Source organism: Bacteroides sp. BFG-637, assembly GCF_024793605.1.
Lineage (GTDB): Bacteria > Bacteroidota > Bacteroidia > Bacteroidales > Bacteroidaceae > Bacteroides > Bacteroides vicugnae.
On sequence record NZ_JANUPD010000002.1, the window covers coordinates 5,770,999 to 5,790,430 of the forward strand.

The following is a 19,432-nucleotide window of genomic DNA, read 5'->3' on the forward strand; positions in this document are numbered from 1 at the left end:
TCATTTTATATTTAAAAGACGAAGATAGAACTTTTCCAGTTAGAATTCAAGTTTATAACTCACATTTGTCAATACCGTAGAACCATCAGTCGCATCTATTTTCCCGGTTTTCACATTATATTCATGCCCGTAGTGTTCTTTTGCTCCGGTAAAGTTTAGTCCCTTCACGGCAAATTCATGAGATACTTTCCGTTTGTTAATGCGATAACTGACTGTATAATTACCGATAAACATGGGCGAATACTGTTTGGAGAATGCTTTCGTTTCATCATACTGCACTTCCTTGTCCGGATGATTCATCGTTGCTTCCCTATCGAAAGGAGAATAGCGGTCGCCTCCTTGCAGAGTCAGTTTCAGGTTGACACTAAGGATATTCTGCTTGTTGCGTCCCAGCATCCATTCCTTGCCAATCAGTCCGTTGATGACATAATTACGGTTGAACTTCGTGTTATACCATACACCGTCTCCACCGCGGTAACGGGAGTCGAACCAAGAGCCCGAAATCATGTAATAAAGTCCTTTCTCCAAAAAACGTTCAAGGGTGATGTCAATTCCCACATTACGCCCTCTTCCTTTATTGACCAATGCATCTTCTACGTAGAAGTCGGAGCGGTTGAGTACGGAGTACGAACTGTCTGCCATTACAGGTACGTCGTGAAGTAACTGGATATAAGGTTCTATTTTCAGATTCATGCGGTCGGAAATCTTGTAACCGAAGGACAACATGAGGTGCTGTGCCTTAGTAAAATCCAAGTCTTTGTTGACGGACTTATTTTCCGTCCCTTTCATTTTCACGAAATAGACATCCATTTTCTCCATGCGGCTGTACATACCGTAAGCAAGCGCAAAGGTAGCTTTCGGAGCAGTCTGCCATTTCAGTCCCACACGGGGTTCGACAGACCATTTGCTGTTCAACGTCAGCAACTGCCCGTAGATACCGGCATTCAGTGTCCACCGTTCGCCCAATCCTACGGAAGAGCTGTTGTAGGCGGAAATCAGGCTGGTGTTGCCGTTGCCTTGAGATACGGTTTCCAGTGATTGGGCTTCATAAGGAGCAATGGACAGATTCATATCATAAAACATAGCGGTGTAGGTAAATCCTGTCTTATTGGTAAACCGGTTGCTGAATTTACGGTTGAAAGTGGTCGTCAGTATCAGGTTCGTATGTTTCGACTCGAGATCCATATAGGGAGTGGACTCCAAAGCATGATTGAACAAAGATGCCCCTCCGTCCAGTTGCGAATAGGTGGCGGCAACGGTCGTTCTCAATGATGCGTCATTATTGAAGAAATAACGGTGGCTGATACCTCCGGCTGCCATATACTGTTTGTCTTTCGATTCGCTACGGTCACCCAGATACTCCCATTTCTCTGTGTCACGTTCCATGTCGCTTTTGAACTTATCTATCAGGCTGGTTCCCCAGACGGAGAATGTTCCGGCTTTCCTTGTCGGGAAGTTCAGCTTGAAGTTCAAGTCCTGATAATCCATTGTCCCTCCGTCAAGATTCAGCAGTCCGGTGGTAGAGTAACGGTAATTGAAGATATAAGATGCCTTATGCTTCTTGCTCAACGGGCCTTCGGAAGCAACATCAATCCCCATGATTCCCACCTGAATCGTGTTTTCATTCTTTTGATTGTTACCGTTGCGCAGCTTCATATCGAACACGCCGGATACGGCATTTCCATATTCAGCCGGAAAAGCTCCGGTGAAGAAATCGGAATTTCCGAGCACTTGCGAACTAAGGGAAGAAAGGATTCCTCCGCCCAACGTAGCGATATCGGCAAAATGATTCGGATTGGGGATTTCAACATCTTCCAGTCTCCATTGCAGCAGATGGGGCGCATTGCCATGAATGGAAATGCCATTGGATGAAACACTGGGTGCCACTCCGGCAAAAGCGGAAACCAGACGTGCAGGGTCGTCAAACCCGCCTGCGTAACGGCTCGCTTCTTCCACGCTCAACATACGCGCCCCGGTGGTAGCCATTTTATTCATCGCTTCCTCTTTGTTTGTCCGTGCCCGGATCACTACTTCATTCAGTTCGTTCACGCTCTCTTTCAGAGGGATTTCCAGATAGACTTCTTTAGCGGAAGTCACCAATATTTCTCTGAAAATGCCGGGTTCATACCCCATGAACGCTGCTTCTACCGTATGTCTTCCGACAGGGACCTGCGGAAGGGTGAAACGTCCGAGACTGTCCGTTGTCGTCCCTACCCCTTCCTTATCTGACAATTTCACAGTCGCATACGGTATAGGATATTTCGAATCTCCGTCTACTACAATCCCGCGAATCGTCTGCACCGGACGTCCTTTACGCTCTGCCGTCTGCCCGAAAGCAGCTACGGACACAAATAAAGCAATTAATAACAATATCCATCCTCCATAACGATACATTTTCCACGTGAGCTCCTCACTTAAAACTCTTTCTAAGGTTTTAAGTACTACTCCGCATTCATCTACTGATACTCCCGAACGGAGTGCTACTTCTTCCAGCAACATAGTTTTATTCATCTTCATGACATATTCTGTTTTCTATTTCGACACGAAGATAAAGGATAGGACATCACTTATTTTTCCAATGAGACGAACACAGCTTGTTTGTAGACAAAATACGGGATTAGCAAGACTTTATTGACATGAAGAATAAAAATCAACCAGAAAAGTCATACACCTTTTTCAATCTGAATGTTCTATTTTTAATATGATATAAAAAACTATTGGTTTGAAAAGAATGAGCTACCCAATACAAGCGTATCCTAAACAGTTCATTTCCGTATGGATGAGCTAAATATTACATAGTAAAAAAAGATCTATCATACCACCATTCATTTTAATATTATTCTAATTATCAAAGGAATAAGTATGATAGATCTCTTTTTAAAATATATCTATAAATGAAAAGATTTATAGTATATATTATATTATTGTCTAGCCTTTCCGATCCGGTTTCCACACTGGAATCCCTTTTCCCCTTCACAGACTGCAAGAGAGAACAGTTCCGGAAGTCCTTGCAGCAATTATATTTTAAAGTCCTTTCGTTATCACTGGAAGCCCGAAGAATCCTTTCTGCAAAGTCAGTGTCTTTGTTTTGCCTTGCCGGGTCTTATTATAGGTAGAGAGTGATACGTGCAACGTTTCCACAGTTCCATTCTCAAAGGCCACCTGTAGATAGTATTCCTTACGCACACCATCCGACACATAACGCCGCTTACCTACCCGGCGTGTCTTCTTATACGTCTTCTGAAGTTTCTTCTGCACGATAACTTTTTCATCCTGCGTGGAAGCAGGATCCGCCAGACAATAGTTTCCCACCAGAAACAATGCATAGCTGACAGCTCCCACACAAACCACATGGCAAAGCAGATTGAGGGTTTTATCACTTCCTGCCGTCAACCATGTCCACTTTTTATAAAGAGGAAGTGTAAGAATAGCAATCACTAAAGCCACTCCGACAGGTATCCACCAACTGGCCAACGTATCTTCATAAACAACGTAACCGACAGCACACGAAATAATAACTATAAAAAGCATCAGTACACGAAGCACCTTAATAAATACCGATTTCATAACATTGCAGTTTATGCCTGCAAATATACAGAATTAGTCAGATAAAAGAGACAGTCGTGCCATCAAATAGCAAACGGTAGATTCCGCCCCCTGATTCAAATTGATGTTATTTTCTTCCAGTCCGTCATAGCAACCACCGGTAGCAGGATTGTAAACAATCTGATGTAAATGGTTATTGCCCAGAAACCAGTTGAAAGCATCTTTTTGCATACGAAGATATTTTTCGTCCTTAAATACTTGATAAAAGGTCTTCAGAGCAATCACCATGCCCGCCACGTCTACGGGCTGTTCTCCAAATCCATGACTGCTCTTCCCTTTGTGCATCCATCCCTGATTGGAAACCACCTGAATACGATTGCCTACAAATACTTTTTTCAATAAGAATTCGAAAGATTCATGGGCTATTTCTTTATACTCCTCTCTGCCAACAGCCAGATGGGCCAACAACATTGCTTCCGGCAAAATGGCATTATCATAAGTGAGATATGCCTCAAACCATCGCCAATGCACTTCTGCCGTTCGACGATATATCTGCGCCAGTTTATTGGCCAACAGCCAGATGCACGCATCGGTCTGCGCCGAAGGACATTCACGGCTATAATAGTAGAATCCCTTGAGCATAAAAGCAATGCTACGGGGAGACTCTATCCGGTCGAACCGTTGGAAGGTACGCTTGAGAATAGCTTCCGCCTCCTCTTTCCACGGAGCGGGAAAATGCCCGGCACAAGAAATAAAATATCCCAAAGCGCAAACAGCCCGTCCATTACTATCGTCCAGTCCCACTTCCTCATTTTGCGAAGTGAATATTCCATCTTTATCCACGTAATTCAAAAAAGAGCCGTCCGGCTGCTGACAGTAACGGATAAAATTCAAGTAGGTCTTGACATACCGCTCTTTCACTTTTCCCTGTCCCGTAGCAACCACCTGACACATCGCCATTAACGCACGTGCCGTATCATCCAATGTATAGCCGGTGGAACTGTCCGGACGATTTCCTTTCGAAAACTGGATAATTCCCCACTGGCGGCTCATGCGCCGGATATGGTAAGTGTCTATGGGAGGCAGAGAGTAAATCAGTTCCTCTTCCCCCCTGCCCGTTTTCTGGAAAAGAGACGCATAGGCAATAGCCACATTTTCCCAAGCTGTAGCCGCTGTCTTCTGCAGACCGACCAGTTTCATCTGAGTCCGCAACTTTTCATCAGCAAGCAGATGATTGGCAGCTTCGGACAACTGCTCCGAATTCTTAAAGTCGAAGATGATACCGGAATCATCACTCAACAATTCCAATGCATGGGGAATAGGGGTAGCTATAATCGGGCATCCGCAGCTTAACGCATAAACAAATGTCCCGCTCACTGCCTGATTCGGGTCACTTGAAGTAAAAAGATACACATCTGTCAACTGCAAATATTCCAATAAGACGGGAAGTTCAAGATATTGATTGATAAAGAGCACATGTTCTTCCAGATGCAACTCCTTTATTTTCGCTTCCAACAGATTACGATATTTCTCTCCTTCTACTTTCAGTACCCCCCGGATGCGTTTTGCCGATAATAAGGAATATCACAGAAGGATTCGTCTTCACAATGGCCGGTAAGGCATCCAATGTGGTTTCGATACTTTTGCCGGGACTGAGCAGCCCGAAGGTAGAAAGCACACGCCTGCCCGAAAGCTGATAAAAATCTTTTAATTTGCTCTTATCTCTGAACGATACTAAATGGGTACCGTGAGGAATCACCGTAATTTTATCTCCATCTGCCTGATAATCCCGCAGGAGAATCTCCCGGGAGTTTTGTGTCATGACTACCAGATTCGCACAGGTAGCCATCATTCTTCCCACACTCCGGTAAAGGGCGGGTGAAGGTTGCGCAAGTACTGTATGAAAGACAAGAATCACGGGTTTGAGAAGTTGTTGCAACATTTGCAGAAAAGCTTCTTCCTGCGCTGCATATAATCCGAATTCATGCTGCACCAGCACCATTTTAACTTCAGAATTTTCATTCAACTGTCTGGTTAAAGTAGCATATGCAGAAATATCCGACGTATCAAGAACATACTCGACGTCTTCCGTACAAGTCTGTTTTTCCGTATCGGACTCCACTGCACATATCTTTATGGAGTAAGATTCTCCAAACTTTGAAAGGATAGCCCGGATCAAGTCCTGGGCAAAAGTGGCTATGCCACATTCACGAGGAGGATAAGTAGTAATACATATTATTTTTCTCATTTGATTTGTTTTATTAATTCATCTAACAACTCTGTCAGTTGCACTGACACGCAAGCCACATATTTGTCGGCTGCTCCATAATAGATATAGAGAGTGTCGCCAAACAGGGCTGTGCCCGTTGGAAAACAAACTCTATTGACTACACCGGACAGTTCATATTCTGCCTCGGGAGTGAACAACGGATAAGGCAAACGGGCTATTTCAATAGCCGGATTGTCTATATCCAACAAAGCCGCACAGGCGGAATAAACATAGCCGGAAGGAGTATCATATACACTATGATAAATCAACAGCCAACCGGCCTTTGTCTCTATCGGGGGACATCCGGCTCCGATGTAACTTGATTCATGATCGTGATAAGGCGCCAGCAGGATGCGTTTGGCGAAATTCTGATAGTATCTTTTCCAGAACTCTTTCGTCAGCATATCAAAACGCTCTACCGCCACATACTGGATGTCAGGACGAATACGATGCATAAAATAAAACTTCCCGTTGATTTTCCGGGGAAAGAATACTACGTTCTTATCCATCATATAAAGCGGATGCCCTTTCTCGTTAGTTGCCTCACGTTTATTGCCGGAGCGGAAATATTTACTGATAATGGCCTGCTGGGTACGAAGCTGTTCCCGGAATTGCGGATAGGTTATCTGGGAAGTAATGATGCCTTTCTTCTCAAAATGTCTCAAATCCGAAGAAACGGCGAGAGCACCGACAGCACTGTATCCGTCATAGGCTGTATAAGTGAGATAATAGAGATCCTCTATCTTTACGATCCGGGGATCTTCCACTCCTTGGCACTCATACTCAAACTCGGAAAACAGCAATGGAGCCACATCCCTCTCTACCACCGTCAAAGGACCTTCAAGCCGGCAATAACCGATGGATGAATAGTTTCCTTTTTTGACTGCACGATAAAACATATGCACCGTATTTCCTTCGGCAATCACTGCCGGATTCATCACACCTTCGTTCTCAAACTCAAGCGAAGTTCTTTCCAATATAACACCTTCCCTTTTTACATGTACCATTATGTCCTTGGTATTATACTCATTCCTTTGTCACTCTTACTCTGCTTCTCTCTCTGATAATCAGTCAGTACTTTAATCTTCTTGTCCGACTTTTCTTTCTTTGCTTCTCTTTTTTTCTCTTGACCTTTCATAATTCATTTCTTTTTTAGGATAGTTTATATTCGGGGATAAAATAGACGGGATTTCCTTTTCTGCAAGTTACGGTATTAATTTTCGGTAATACGATAAACTTCTGATTATTATCCTTTTATAACAGTAAAGTACATTTAAGGTAGCAAATGAGTAGCCAACGAATACTTATAAGTACAAAAACATAGCATATAAGATCCAAACAATAAATGCCGTTAAATATCAACACTTTACCAAATTACCATTCCAACCAATAAGCATATTGGAATTTTATTGACAACTCACGATAGGATGAGAATGATAGAATAATAGAAAAGACAGAAAAAAACTCATTTTAAACATGGTGACGGTATCCACTTATGATAGTGACGGTATATTCATGGGATAGGGTAACCATCCCGACCGGATAGTGACGCTATCTTTCTGCTTGGAAAAGAGCATAAAAAAAGGCTATCTATCCCAGACAGCCAATCTTTTGTTAACCTTAAATCTAATACTATGAAAAACACATTGCAAAGATACGGACTTTCTGCATATCTCCAAATTCTCAGGCTCAAGCAGCGTATCTTATAACATGGTTTAATAGAAGTAATAGTTTCGTTAACATTTAACATAAATCCATCGGATATTAACGAATATCCGATGGAGTAGATTCTGAGATTACTCATATCGTAATGAACGAGCAGGTTTGCTCATTATTATTTTCATTGTCTGGAAAGCCACTGTCACAAATGAGATAAACAGCATCAGCAATACAGGTACTATAAAGAACCATGCTTTGAGATCGCAGTGCCGCACTGACCTTGTTGGGGTGCCAGCAATTAGCCCAATACGACCAGCTGAAACCTATCCTGCAGGAAAAAGTATTCATACCGTTCTTCACCACCAAATCTGAAGGAACCGGTATCGGGTTAAGTCTCTGCCGACAAATCATCCGTAACCACAACGGTCATCTGTCTATTTTGGAAAGCCGTCCCGGTAAAACAGTTTTTCATATCGACATTTCACTGTAAAACAAACCTTTCACGGTCTTCGAGTGTTTATTATCATATAAACGAATTTTACACGATATGAGTACCAAAGAACAATACTGGAAATATTCCCTCATTGTCATCATCCTGTTTATGGGAGTCATCATCTTCCGCCAAATCACTCCTTTTCTGGGGGGATTGCTGGGAGCACTCACCATCTACATTCTTGTACGCGGACAGATGAATCATCTGGTAGAAAAACGAAAGCTGAAACGAAGCATCAGCGCACTGTTGATTACCGCAGAAACGATTTTCGTCTTTCTTATCCCTTTGGGGTTGACTGTCTGGATGGTGGCAAACAAGTTACAGGATATCAATCTGGATCCACAGACCTATATTGCACCTATTCAACAGGTAGCAGAATTCATCAAAGAGAAAACAGGATACGATGTATTGGGAAAAGATACGCTGTCATTCATCATGTCCATACTTCCCCGTATCGGACAAATTATAATGGAAAGCATCAGCAGCCTTGCCATCAACCTGTTCGTCATGATCTTTGTGCTTTATTTCATGCTGATTGGAGGAAAAAAGATGGAAGCTTATGTCAATGACATTCTGCCATTTAATGAAACCAATACGCAGGAAGTCATTCACGAAATCAATATGATTGTCCGTTCCAATGCTATCGGTATTCCCTTACTGGCTATCATCCAAGGAGGCGTGGCTATGATAGGCTATCTGCTTTTCGGAGCACCCAACATACTGATGCTGGGATTCCTGACCTGCTTTGCAACCATCATTCCGATGGTAGGTACGGCATTGGTATGGTTTCCTGTAGCCGCTTATCTTGCCATCAGCGGAGACTGGTTCAACGCCATCGGGCTTTTTGGCTATGGGGCTATCGTCGTATCGCAATCGGACAACCTTATCCGGTTCATCCTCCAAAAGAAGATGGCGGATACGCATCCGCTTATCACTATTTTCGGAGTAGTCATCGGCCTGCCGATATTCGGGTTTATGGGAGTCATCTTCGGTCCGTTGCTTCTTTCATTATTCTTTCTTTTTGTGGATATGTTCAAGAAAGAATATCTCGACTTGCGAAATAACCTCCCATCGAGATGACGGAACTACCGAAAAATTGTGTACTTTTGCGGCTGTAAAAACGACACTAAAATTTGATGGAAACATTTACATTCAATACTGTCGAACTGATTCTTTTATCAGCGGCAGGTATTCTTTTTATCATTCAGCTCATTTATTATTTCGGCCTGTACAATCGAATACATGTCCATAATAAGGCTGTGGACAAAGAAGAGGCGCATTTCACACGAGAACAGCCTCCACTTTCCGTGATTCTCTGCGCACGCAATGAGGCTGAAAATCTTCGTAAAATTCTACCTGCCATTCTGGAACAGGACTATCCACAATTTGAAGTGATTGTCATCAATGATGCTTCCACAGATGATACCGAGGATATACTGGGAGTGATGGAAGAAAAATATCCTCATCTTTACCATAGTTTTACACCCGAAAGTGCACGTTATATCAGTCATAAGAAACTGGCTCTGACGTTAGGCATCAAAGCCAGCAAACATGACTGGCTGGTATTTACGGAAACAAACTGTATGCCCGCCAGCAACCAATGGCTAAAACTGATGGCACGTAATTTCACTCCACAGACTCAAATTGTGTTGGGATATAGCGGATATGACCGCACAAAAGGATGGTTGCACAAACGTACTGCATTCGACGCTTTATTCCAGTCTTTGCGCTATCTGGGATTCGCGCTAGCCGGAAAACCTTATATCGGTATCGGACGCAATCTGGCTTACCGGAAAGAACTATTCTTTCAACAGAAAGGTTTCTCCAAATACCTGAATCTGCAACGTGGAGAAGATGATTTATTCATTAATGAGCTAGCTACCTCCTCCAACACCCGTGTTGAAACAGACTTCAACGCTACCACACGAATACAGCCCGTATATCGCTACAAAGATTGGAAAGAAGAAAAGGTTAGTTATATGGCTACTGCCAGATTCTACCATGGAATACAGCGTTACCTTCTGGGATTTGAGACATTCTCCCGTTTGTTATTCTATGCTGCCTGTATAGCAGGTATCGTATTCGGGATTCTTAATTTCCACTGGCTGGTAGCAGGCATCGCATTCCTGATCTGGTTACTGCGCTTTACAATACAAGCTGTCGTTATCAACCGCACGGCCAAAGAAATGGGTGGAGGACGGAAATACTATTTCTCGTTACCTGTTTTCGACCTTATCCAACCTGTACAGTCATTGAAATTCAAACTCTGCCGTTTCTTCCGGGGAAAAGGGGATTTCATGAGAAGATAAACCGAATTTCGTGAGAAAGCAGACTTATTATTGAATCAATCGCTGCATATAAATAGCATCCGAACCATCGTGATAATAGCATGGCTTTATTCCTGCAGGAATAAAGCCATTTTTCATATATAGTCCGATAGCGGAAGTATTGGTCACTTTCACTTCAAGCGTAATCTTTGCAGCCTTACATTCGCCGGCCGTCTGAATCGTCTGATCCATCAATACCTGCCCCAGCCCTCTTCCTCTATAATCCGGATGAACAGCTATCGAATAGATTCTTAAATAGCGAGTTCCCCCATGAAATAACAGGGAAACATAAGCAATCACCCTATCTCCCTCCATCATCACATAGAAAGTTCCTTTCGAACGACTTATCAGATAGGCAAACTGCTCCTTTGAGAAACTGTCTTCCCGAAAACACTCCCACTCTATTTCCAAAATAGCGGGAATGTCTGCCTGCTGTGCTTTACGGACGACTATCGGCTCCATAATCAATAATGTTTCGTTTCTAACGCTTGTTCAAAGTGATTCAACAAACGGTAATACATTTCATCACCGATAATGGCATCTTCCAGTCCATGATCAATGCTCGGATTATCATTGATTTCAATTACATAAGCCTTATCATCCACCATTTTCAGATCGACTCCATACAACCCTTTTCCTATCAGATTGGCAGCCTTAACAGCTGTATCCAATACCACACGAGGCACCTGATAAATAGGAATCGTATCTACCAATCCACAACGGCTTCTGCCCGAATCATAATGACAGTAAATCTGCCAGTGTCCTTTTGCCATATAATATTTGCAAGCATAGAGCGGTACACCGTTCAATAAACCGACACGCCAGTCAAACTCCGTTGGAGTAAATGCCTGTGCCAGCAAGATAGCCGATTTTTCAAACAGTATCTTCAGACTGGCTTGCAACTCTTCTTCGTTCGACACTTTTTTCATACCAATGGAATAAGAGCCATCTGGTATCTTCAGGATAAAAGGAGCGCCTACCTGTTCGCTTATCTGTTCGAACGAATGATGGTTGGATTGAAAAATCAATGTAGACTTGGGAGCAGGTATCTTTTCTTTCTCAAAAAGTTCTTTCAGATACACTTTATTCGTGCACCGGATGATAGACAGCGGATCGTCAATGACAGCCATTCCGTTTTGTGCAGCCAACTGTGACAAATGGAATGTATAATGATTGAGCGACGTTGTAGTACGAATAAACAAGGCATCAAATTCGAGCAAACGAATAGCGTCATCTTCGGTAATCATCTCCACATGGATATTCATTTTCCTAGCTACCTCCGTCAATTTGTGCAGAGCGCCTTTATTGCTGGGAGGAAATTTCTCCTGTGGATCGACCAATACAGCCAGACTATAGCGGGAAGCCTTTGCCGACTTCGGTGCACGCCATATTTTCTTGTTAAAGTTATCCAGCGTATTGGCAAAAAAATCCTGCTCTTCATCATTGAGCTGATTCAGGGAAAGAAAATGAATACCCTCAATCTGATTTTTGGGATGAGTATTCAAAGCCACTCTCAACAATGGACAAGGGTAATTCTCGAAAATAAAACGTGCAATCCGTTCCAGACCTTTTTCCCGGCATTTGCCAAAGTAGATATTCAGATACCAGATATCATCCTTGATGTCATTCTTCTGTATCCATTGATAGCAAAGGGCTTGCAGACTACGATCCATCCGCACCCCCGTTCCGGCCTCCATTTTGTTGATGATATCAACATCCGGAATGACTTTCTGTCCTCTCGTTTGGGCTAGCAGCGAACAGTAATACCCTTCAGAGTTATAACTGTAATCATTGCTAAGATTAATAACTAACTTCCGGTCTTTCTCCACCGGCTTGTTTTTCAGATAGTCGGAAACAGTCAGGACACTACTTGTCTCATAATACGGTTTCCAGTCATCCAGATTATCCAACAGAATTAACACATTATTCATAATGGTTAAAAATTAAACCTACAAGAGGATATTAAGTAAATTGGGCGCAAATATAGACATATTATTCACTCCACATCACGCAATGGACCAAATTATTTTTGCAGTAAAAATCAGATAGGAAAAAAGAGGATTATTCGTATCTCATGGAGCTTGCCGGATTGATCTTAGTGATCAGAAATGAAGGACCAATCAGCATCAATACAGATGCAAACAAAGTGCCGAGATTAATCAAAACGAAAAGTAATACATTAAAGGAAACCGGAACAGTATCCACATAGTAAGTCTCCGGATCAAGTTTAAACAGTCCGAACTGTGACTGAAGAATACAGAAAGCCAAACCAATGGCATTGCCCCAAAGCATGCCTTTACCAATCAAAAAGACTGCAAACCAAAGAAAGGTTCTACGAATCGTGAAATTGTTGGCTCCCAATGCTTTTAAAATACCAATCATATTGGTACGTTCGATGATGATTATCAACAGGCCGGAAATCATAGTAAAACCGGCCACCCCTATCATCAGAAACAGGATGACCCATACATTCAAATCCAATAAGTCGAGCCAAGCAAATATCTGCGGATTCAACTGTTCGATATTACGCACATAATACACACCGCCCAGTTTATCCATCCGGTTATCTATATCAGTTGCGATTTCATACGTTATGTCCTCCAGTTTATCGTAATCTTTCACCTGTAACTCTACACCGGTCACCTGCTCCGGTTGCCAGCCGTTCAACCGATTCACCAGATTAAGATCCGTCAATAAAAAGAGATTGTCGTATTCGGAAAAGTTCGTTTGATAAATTCCGGCAATTGTCAGACGCCGGGCACGGATATCGTCCTGTATATAATAGGTGTATATCTTGTCTCCCAGTTTCAACTTCATCTTAGTGGCCAACGCCTTGGAAATAAGCACCTGATTGGAAGAAACAGAATCACTGAAAACAGGTATCTCGCCTTCCACCAAATATTCCTTTATAAAATGAGGGTCAAATTCCGGACCTACGCCTTTTAATACCATTCCCTGAAAAGCATCATCCGTCTTAATCATTCCCGGTTTAGTAGAAAAACGCTGTACATGACTTATTTCCGGATAATCAGCAAGAGCAGTCATCATACTGTCTCCTACCACAATCGGATGAGTTTCGTAAGAACTGACCGCATCCAGATTGGTAATCTGGATATGCGATCCGAACCCTATAACTTTATTTCTCACTTCACTTTTAAACCCGATGACTACCGCCACTGCAATAATCATTACAGCCAAACCAATAGCAATACCCGCCATAGCAATGAGGACCGCAGGACGTGACACCTGCTTTCCGCCATCGCTTTCACGATAGATACGCCGGGCTATGAAAAGTGATAGAGACAATTTGTATAAATACTTAATACCTGATACTTAATACTTAAATTTATTCCGTTCTTCCCGGATACACTTCCAAAGCCTTCTGCAAGACAAAAAGTGCACGGGTTAAATCTTCTTTCTTCAATACGTAAGCAATACGAACCTGATTGATTCCGGAACCCGGGGTGGTATAAAAACCGGAAGCCGGAGCCATGAATACAGTCTGACCTTCATACTCAAAATCAGAAAGACACCACGCACAGAACTTATCGGAGTCATCTACCGGAAGTTTGGCCACTGTATAGAAAGCTCCCATCGGAATGGGTGAATAAACACCGGGAATACGGTTTAAACCGTCAATCAGGCATTTACGACGCTCAACGTATTCATCATACGTCTCACGATAATATTCTTCCGGAGCGTCTAAAGAAGCCTCTGCGGCAATCTGTCCAATCAATGGAGGACTTAGGCGTGCCTGGCAGAACTTCATGACAGCATCACGTATTTCTTTGTTTTTGGTAATCAACGCACCGATGCGGATACCACATTCTGAATAACGTTTGGATACGGAGTCAATCAGTACGACATTATTCTCAATTCCTTCCAGATGGCAGGCAGAGATATAAGGAGATCCTGTATATATAAACTCACGATATACTTCATCGGAGAAAAGAAACAAATCATACTTCTTCACCAAGTCACGAATCTGATTCATTTCACGACGAGTATACAAATAACCGGTCGGATTATTCGGATTACAAATCAGGATTGCTTTGGTACGTTCATTAATCAGTTCTTCAAACTTCTCTACTTTCGGAAGGGAAAAGCCTTCTTCAATGGTCGTAGCAATAGTGCGAATCTTTGCTCCGGCAGAGATGGCAAATGCCATATAGTTAGCGTATGCAGGTTCTGGAACGATAATTTCATCTCCCGGATTCAGACAAGAAAGAAAGGAAAAAAGTACGGCTTCCGAACCTCCCGATGTAATGATTATATCGTCTGCAGTCAGATTGATATTAAACTTTGCATAATATCCCACTAATTTCTCGCGATAGCTACGATAACCGGCACTGGGACTATATTCCAGTACTTTACGATCAATATTGCGTATCGCGTCAATCGCGGCCTGAGGAGTGGGCAGATCAGGCTGTCCGATGTTCAGGTGAAACACATGGACTCCGCGTTGCTTGGCAGCATCTGCCAAAGGAGCCAGCTTTCTGATAGGAGATGCAGGCATCTCGTTTCCGCGAATGGATATGGTTGGCATAATTTTATTGACTATTTTACAATTTACTATTTACTATTTAACTTGGAGCTGCAAATGTACGCAATAATTTGAATACAGAGACATAAAAACTTTAAAAACCTTAGCAAGGTTAAAATCGTTATGGTAATTTGAAAAGAAAGCTATACATTTGTCATACAGAAAACTTAAAACAATATCATAATGACCATACACCTTATCTCATTCGCCTCAATCCTTCACAAACAATCCTCGCTAAGAGGCTCGCACGAAGCTATTTTAAGCGAGATTGAAAAATATTATACTGTAAAGCTGGTCGACTATCAAGATATGGACAAGCTTAATAGTGATGATTTCAAAATCATTTTCATCGCTACCGGCGGGGTGGAAAGACTGGTCATACAGCATTTCGAAAACCTTCCCCGCCCTGCCATTTTACTGGCGGACGGCATGCAGAACTCCCTTGCAGCTGCATTGGAAATCTCTACCTGGCTGCGGGGACGCGGAATGAAAAGTGAGATTCTACACGGTGAACTACCAGCCATTATCCTGCGTATCCATACACTTTATAATAATTTCCGGGCACAACGTTCCTTATTCGGCAAACGTATCGGAGTCATCGGAAGTCCTTCTTCCTGGTTAGTGGCCAGTAACGTGGACTACTTGCTGGCTAAGCGCCGTTGGGGAATTGAATATGTAGATATTCCATTGGAACGGATTTATGATCATTTTCAACAAATCACAGATGACCAGGTAGGAGCGTCATGCGCGGCTGTAGCATCTCAAGCTCTTGCCTGTCGCGAAGGGACTCCCGAAGATTTAATCAAATCAATGCGACTATACCGGGCGATAAAAAAGGTATGTCAGGAAGAAAATCTGGAAGCACTGACATTAAGCTGTTTTAAACTGATTGAACAAATCGACACTACCGGATGCGTGGCATTATCTTTATTGAATGATGACGGGATAATAGCAGGTTGTGAAGGAGATCTCCAGTCTGTTTTTACGCTATTAGCAGTTAAAGCACTTACGGGTAAAGACGGATTTATGGCAAATCCTTCCATGATCAATACCCGTACTAATGAACTGATATTGGCACATTGCACCGTAGGTCTCAAACAAACGGAGAGATATATTATCCGAAATCATTTTGAAACAGAAAAAGGAATTGCCATACAAGGGTTACTTCCGACGGGGGATGTAACGATCATAAAATGCGGCGGTGAATGTCTGGATGAATATTACTTATCTACAGGAACATTAACTGAAAATACCAATTATATTAATATGTGCCGTACACAAATACGCATCCGCATGAATACTCCAACAGAGTATTTCCTGAAAAATCCGTTGGGAAATCATCATATTATGGTTCATGGAAATTATGAAGATACGTTGAATGAGTTTTTCCAGGCGAATGCTTGTAAGCGGACAGAATAGCACTCTCTATTATTTTCTCAAAGAAGGCACTTTACTGATAAGCAAAACAATTCATCCGCTTATTAAGAAAGTGCTTTTTATACAGGTATATCCATACAAAATAAAATTTACCAAATAAAACCACCATTTATAATAGAAGATATGAAAACTAAATGATACTTTTGTATATCAAAACAATCTCATATCTAATATCATGGAATCTGAAGACGTCATCCGCAAACATTCTATTAGTGTTCTTTTCAGAATAGCTTTATTTATCTTAGTATACATCGGACTCATTGCATTGGGAGTGTTCCTGTTATGGATAGCATACCGGTTTGCCGTCTGGGGATTTCTGCATTTTACAGCCATCTCCAGTTTCAGGCTGATTTTGATATTGATAGGAGCAATGATAGGCGGAATCGGTTTTTCTGTCATGTTCGGTATTTATCTGGTTAAGTTCATATTCTCCAAAACCCAGAATATCAATGCAAATAGAAGACTCGTTACCGAAGCAGAGTGCCCTGCATTGTTCAATGCTATTCGTGAGGTGGCTTCTGCAACCCAATGTCCGATGCCTAAAAAGGTATATTTATCACCGGACGTCAATGCATGTGTCTTTTATGACACAAGTTTCTGGAGTATCTTTTTCCCTGTAAAAAAGAATCTGGAAATTGGCTTGGGATTATTCACTTCCACCAATACTTCGGAACTGAAAGGCATTCTGGCTCATGAATTCGGACATTTCTCACAGAAAAGTATGAAAATAGGTTCCAGCGTTTATATTACGAATACTGTTTTATACAATCTTGCTTTTCAAGAAGACAAGTGGGATCAATGGGTAGATAAATGGTGTATGCTACCGGTTCAGCTTCTTGCCGTTTTCGGAATGTTAACCAGACGGTTCACTAATCTGGTGAGAAAGATTCTACAGAATATGTACAAAGTGGTCAACCGTTCCTATTTCCGTTTGTCCCGGCAGATGGAATATGACGCAGATGCCATCGCATGCAGCTATGTAGGCAACCAGGTTTTTGCATCCGCATTACGAAAAATCGAGGTTTTGGGAACTACTTTTGAAATCACCCGAAACGGACTGACTGACCTTTCCGAAGAGAAAAAGAAAGTCAGCAACATTTTTGAATCGCACCAGATTATCACAGATTTCATTACTTATAAAAATCAAATACCCCTCCGCTCTCAAAGCTTAATGAACAAAGATATTCCATCACAATATCCGGAATCGAGGATTGTTGTTGAAAATGTATGGGATACCCACCCATCATTAAGCAGCAGAATATCACATTTACCGATACAGAGCGGAGAAATATCCGAAAATGACTTATCATCTTCCTGGACTTTATTACCTGACAAGTATAAAGAAGAAATATCCCAAATCATAGAAGCACAAATTGCAGAAAACACACAAACCCCGGAAGATGAAATGAAAATTATCTCCAACAAAGACTTTACGCAATGGTATAAGGAGTATTATCGCAAAAACACAATCCCCGAAGAATATCAGACCTTTCTGCAAAGGGATATAGCTACATTTGACAGAAGTCTGGTTACCATCGAAGAAACAGAAAATCCATTTTCTCTATCCAATAGTGAGATAATAAAAGAATACTCAATAGCCACAGACGATTGGAATACACTATGCAGTGTCTACAACAAAGAATTGGAAATAGAGAGTATTTCTTATCTCGGAGAAAAATGCTCCATTGACAAACTTCCCATGGATAAGCACCGGACATATATACTTTCCTTATTCGAGAAAATAAAACAAATAGACCATGATATTTATAAGTATATATTATACCGCGTAATGGACGATGTTTCATTAAAAGAAAAAGTCAATTCATTGTATAATGCTATTTTCTTTGTGAAAGAATTTAAAGACCAATACGACATTCCTTTAACCGATCAAATCAATGCACTCATTGCAGAATTTAATCGGCCTATAAACCGCGATGAAGAAAATATCAAGCAACTCAAAAAGACAGTTAATGCTCTCGAAAAAGATATAAAACAAACGATGAGTATGTGTGATTGGAAAATACTGTCAGAAGTTACTGTACCGGAAACTATCAATCAGTTGAAATCATTCGTTGAAAGTCCCAATGATGAGTCAGAGCTCTCCGAGATTAATATTGAATATGTCAACACAATGATCCAATCTAAAGTTTTCTATTCTTATTTATTAGATAAAGTAGATAAGGATGCGAAAATAAAGCTTGGGAATATCATTGATAATATCGTTCAACAAAAATAAATGTATTATCCTGCTGACATACTGATAAAAATGAATCCTAAAAGCTAGACAATCAGCTTTTAGGATTCATTCCGTATTATCTTTTATCTACTCCGAAAACTAATATTGCAAGTTAATTTCAAATAGAGTTATCTTATTTGCAGTCAGAGCAGTAGCATTCTCCAATGTATAATCAAACATCACCTTTTGTCCGGCCTCATTTATTCCCACAAATTCAAAGATTCTACCAGCCAAAGTCTGTTTAGGAAGAACTCCCCTATATACATCTCCCGCTTTCATTAATGTGATAGTAGATAATGAAGCGGATGCGTCGGTTTTAGTTGTTGCAGTCTGGTTGATTAAATCTACAGATGAACCAGTTAGCACATTAAGCAGAGCAACCGAAGTCAACGTAACACCATCCGGCAAAGCCGGTTTTACTTCAATCCGCGCCATCATATGCCCAAACTGTAAACTGACAGCTCCCTCTCCCGGAAGAGCCTTTTCATTCTTAGCTACTAACAAATCACTCTGTGCGTAACCATTATCCTTTGACTGATCAGACAAAACTGTAAAATCAAAATTTGTGGTCGAATGATCCCCATAAGGATAATAAGCATAAAAATTGATAGGCGAATTATCCAATGGATAAGTGATTGATTTATCCGCGAGCCACTTTCCGTTGCCAGTGTAAGCATACATCACATTCTGGTTCAACACCTCTGATGCTCCGCGTTTTACACCAAAAACTCCTATCTGGTCATCCTCAACGAAAGAAGTGACTTTTCCCTCTGTAACGGTTCGCGTCTTTGATATATTCACATCGAAGTTGACTACCTTAGCAGATGGAACCAATTCATTCTCTGCATCCTGACTACAAGAAGTAAAACTCCCTATAAATGCAGACATTACCAATAGTATATTAAATCTTTTCATATTATTC

15 protein-coding genes and 1 pseudogene are annotated in these 19,432 nt (G+C 41.6%); 5 read left to right on the forward strand and 11 right to left on the reverse strand.

Annotated elements, in window-relative coordinates; genetic code table 11:
* Positions 1–39: 39 nt before the first annotated feature.
* From NXX38_RS22815 to NXX38_RS22840, 6 genes are all read right to left on the reverse strand, one after another.
* On the reverse strand, positions 40–2,517 hold the full coding sequence (locus NXX38_RS22815) for a carboxypeptidase-like regulatory domain-containing protein (protein ID WP_258981259.1): 2,478 nt from the start codon (positions 2,515–2,517) through the stop codon (positions 40–42).
* 507 nt (positions 2,518–3,024) lie between these two features.
* Positions 3,025–3,567, reverse strand: a complete 543-nt coding sequence (locus tag NXX38_RS22820) for a DUF2500 family protein (protein ID WP_148364876.1) — start codon at positions 3,565–3,567, stop codon at positions 3,025–3,027.
* 33 nt (positions 3,568–3,600) lie between these two features.
* On the reverse strand, positions 3,601–5,061 hold the full coding sequence (locus NXX38_RS22825) for a glycosyltransferase (RefSeq protein WP_258981261.1): 1,461 nt from the start codon (positions 5,059–5,061) through the stop codon (positions 3,601–3,603).
* A 4-nt stretch (positions 5,062–5,065) separates the two neighbouring features.
* On the reverse strand, positions 5,066–5,794 hold the full coding sequence (locus NXX38_RS22830) for a hypothetical protein (protein ID WP_258981263.1): 729 nt from the start codon (positions 5,792–5,794) through the stop codon (positions 5,066–5,068).
* Complete coding sequence (locus NXX38_RS22835) at positions 5,791–6,822, reverse strand: pesticidal protein Cry7Aa (protein ID WP_148364874.1); 1,032 nt, start codon at positions 6,820–6,822, stop codon at positions 5,791–5,793. Before NXX38_RS22835 ends, NXX38_RS22830 begins: the two co-directional genes overlap by 4 nt.
* Positions 6,822–6,953 (reverse strand): hypothetical protein, encoded by a 132-nt coding sequence (locus tag NXX38_RS22840; protein WP_255299422.1) that lies wholly within the window; start codon positions 6,951–6,953, stop codon positions 6,822–6,824. The genes NXX38_RS22835 and NXX38_RS22840 overlap by 1 nt, the downstream gene beginning before the upstream one ends.
* A gap of 849 nt (positions 6,954–7,802) precedes the next feature.
* On the opposite strand from NXX38_RS22840, the pseudogene NXX38_RS22845 reads away from it, so the two are divergent.
* From NXX38_RS22845 to NXX38_RS22855, 3 genes and pseudogenes are all read left to right on the forward strand, one after another.
* Positions 7,803–7,964, forward strand: a pseudogene (locus NXX38_RS22845) (ATP-binding protein); the annotation flags it as partial.
* A 57-nt stretch (positions 7,965–8,021) separates the two neighbouring features.
* Positions 8,022–9,047, forward strand: a complete 1,026-nt coding sequence (locus NXX38_RS22850; RefSeq protein ID WP_004300618.1) for an AI-2E family transporter — start codon at positions 8,022–8,024, stop codon at positions 9,045–9,047.
* 56 nt (positions 9,048–9,103) lie between these two features.
* Entirely contained in the window at positions 9,104–10,276 is a 1,173-nt protein-coding gene (locus NXX38_RS22855) for a glycosyltransferase (RefSeq protein ID WP_217721103.1), read from the forward strand.
* A 27-nt stretch (positions 10,277–10,303) separates the two neighbouring features.
* On the opposite strand, the gene rimI is transcribed toward NXX38_RS22855, so the two are convergent.
* From rimI to NXX38_RS22875, 4 genes are all read right to left on the reverse strand, one after another.
* Positions 10,304–10,756 carry a ribosomal protein S18-alanine N-acetyltransferase gene (rimI, locus tag NXX38_RS22860; protein WP_167511765.1) on the reverse strand — a complete coding sequence of 151 codons (453 nt, stop codon included), beginning with the start codon at positions 10,754–10,756 and terminating at the stop codon, positions 10,304–10,306.
* A 2-nt stretch (positions 10,757–10,758) separates the two neighbouring features.
* Positions 10,759–12,225: a RimK family protein gene (locus tag NXX38_RS22865; protein WP_148364873.1), complete on the reverse strand. Its 1,467-nt coding sequence runs from the start codon at positions 12,223–12,225 to the stop codon at positions 10,759–10,761.
* Between the two features lie 130 nt (positions 12,226–12,355).
* Positions 12,356–13,600, reverse strand: a complete 1,245-nt coding sequence (locus tag NXX38_RS22870; protein WP_167511764.1) for an ABC transporter permease — start codon at positions 13,598–13,600, stop codon at positions 12,356–12,358.
* Between the two features lie 40 nt (positions 13,601–13,640).
* Positions 13,641–14,840 (reverse strand): pyridoxal phosphate-dependent aminotransferase, encoded by a 1,200-nt coding sequence (locus NXX38_RS22875; protein WP_148364872.1) that lies wholly within the window; start codon positions 14,838–14,840, stop codon positions 13,641–13,643.
* 180 nt (positions 14,841–15,020) lie between these two features.
* Between NXX38_RS22875 and NXX38_RS22880 the strand changes: the two genes are divergently transcribed.
* Positions 15,021–16,256, forward strand: coding sequence for a fucose isomerase (locus NXX38_RS22880; RefSeq protein WP_143259547.1), 1,236 nt, complete (start codon positions 15,021–15,023; stop codon positions 16,254–16,256).
* A 193-nt stretch (positions 16,257–16,449) separates the two neighbouring features.
* A complete protein-coding gene (locus NXX38_RS22885) occupies positions 16,450–18,510 on the forward strand; it encodes a M48 family metallopeptidase (protein WP_258981272.1) in 2,061 nt (686 codons plus the stop codon).
* Positions 18,511–18,609: 99 nt separating this feature from the next.
* Here the strand turns inward: NXX38_RS22885 and NXX38_RS22890 are convergent, their stop codons facing one another.
* Complete coding sequence (locus NXX38_RS22890) at positions 18,610–19,425, reverse strand: fimbrillin family protein (protein ID WP_258981274.1); 816 nt, start codon at positions 19,423–19,425, stop codon at positions 18,610–18,612.
* Positions 19,426–19,432 lie beyond the last annotated feature (7 nt).

Excerpts from the sequence above, each read along its gene's own strand:
- NXX38_RS22815 (WP_258981259.1), bottom strand. The coding sequence starts at position 2,517 with ATGAAGATGAATAAAACTATGTTGCTGGAAGAAGTAGCACTCCGTTCG.
- NXX38_RS22820 (WP_148364876.1), bottom strand. The coding sequence starts at position 3,567 with ATGAAATCGGTATTTATTAAGGTGCTTCGTGTACTGATGCTTTTTATA.
- NXX38_RS22830 (WP_258981263.1), bottom strand. The coding sequence starts at position 5,794 with ATGAGAAAAATAATATGTATTACTACTTATCCTCCTCGTGAATGTGGC.
- NXX38_RS22835 (WP_148364874.1), bottom strand. The coding sequence starts at position 6,822 with ATGGTACATGTAAAAAGGGAAGGTGTTATATTGGAAAGAACTTCGCTT.
- NXX38_RS22840 (WP_255299422.1), bottom strand. The coding sequence starts at position 6,953 with ATGAAAGGTCAAGAGAAAAAAAGAGAAGCAAAGAAAGAAAAGTCGGAC.
- NXX38_RS22850 (WP_004300618.1), top strand. The coding sequence starts at position 8,022 with ATGAGTACCAAAGAACAATACTGGAAATATTCCCTCATTGTCATCATC.
- NXX38_RS22855 (WP_217721103.1), top strand. The coding sequence starts at position 9,104 with ATGGAAACATTTACATTCAATACTGTCGAACTGATTCTTTTATCAGCG.
- rimI (WP_167511765.1), bottom strand. The coding sequence starts at position 10,756 with ATGGAGCCGATAGTCGTCCGTAAAGCACAGCAGGCAGACATTCCCGCT.
- NXX38_RS22865 (WP_148364873.1), bottom strand. The coding sequence starts at position 12,225 with ATGAATAATGTGTTAATTCTGTTGGATAATCTGGATGACTGGAAACCG.
- NXX38_RS22875 (WP_148364872.1), bottom strand. The coding sequence starts at position 14,840 with ATGCCAACCATATCCATTCGCGGAAACGAGATGCCTGCATCTCCTATC.
- NXX38_RS22880 (WP_143259547.1), top strand. The coding sequence starts at position 15,021 with ATGACCATACACCTTATCTCATTCGCCTCAATCCTTCACAAACAATCC.
- NXX38_RS22885 (WP_258981272.1), top strand. The coding sequence starts at position 16,450 with ATGGAATCTGAAGACGTCATCCGCAAACATTCTATTAGTGTTCTTTTC.
- NXX38_RS22890 (WP_258981274.1), bottom strand. The coding sequence starts at position 19,425 with ATGAAAAGATTTAATATACTATTGGTAATGTCTGCATTTATAGGGAGT.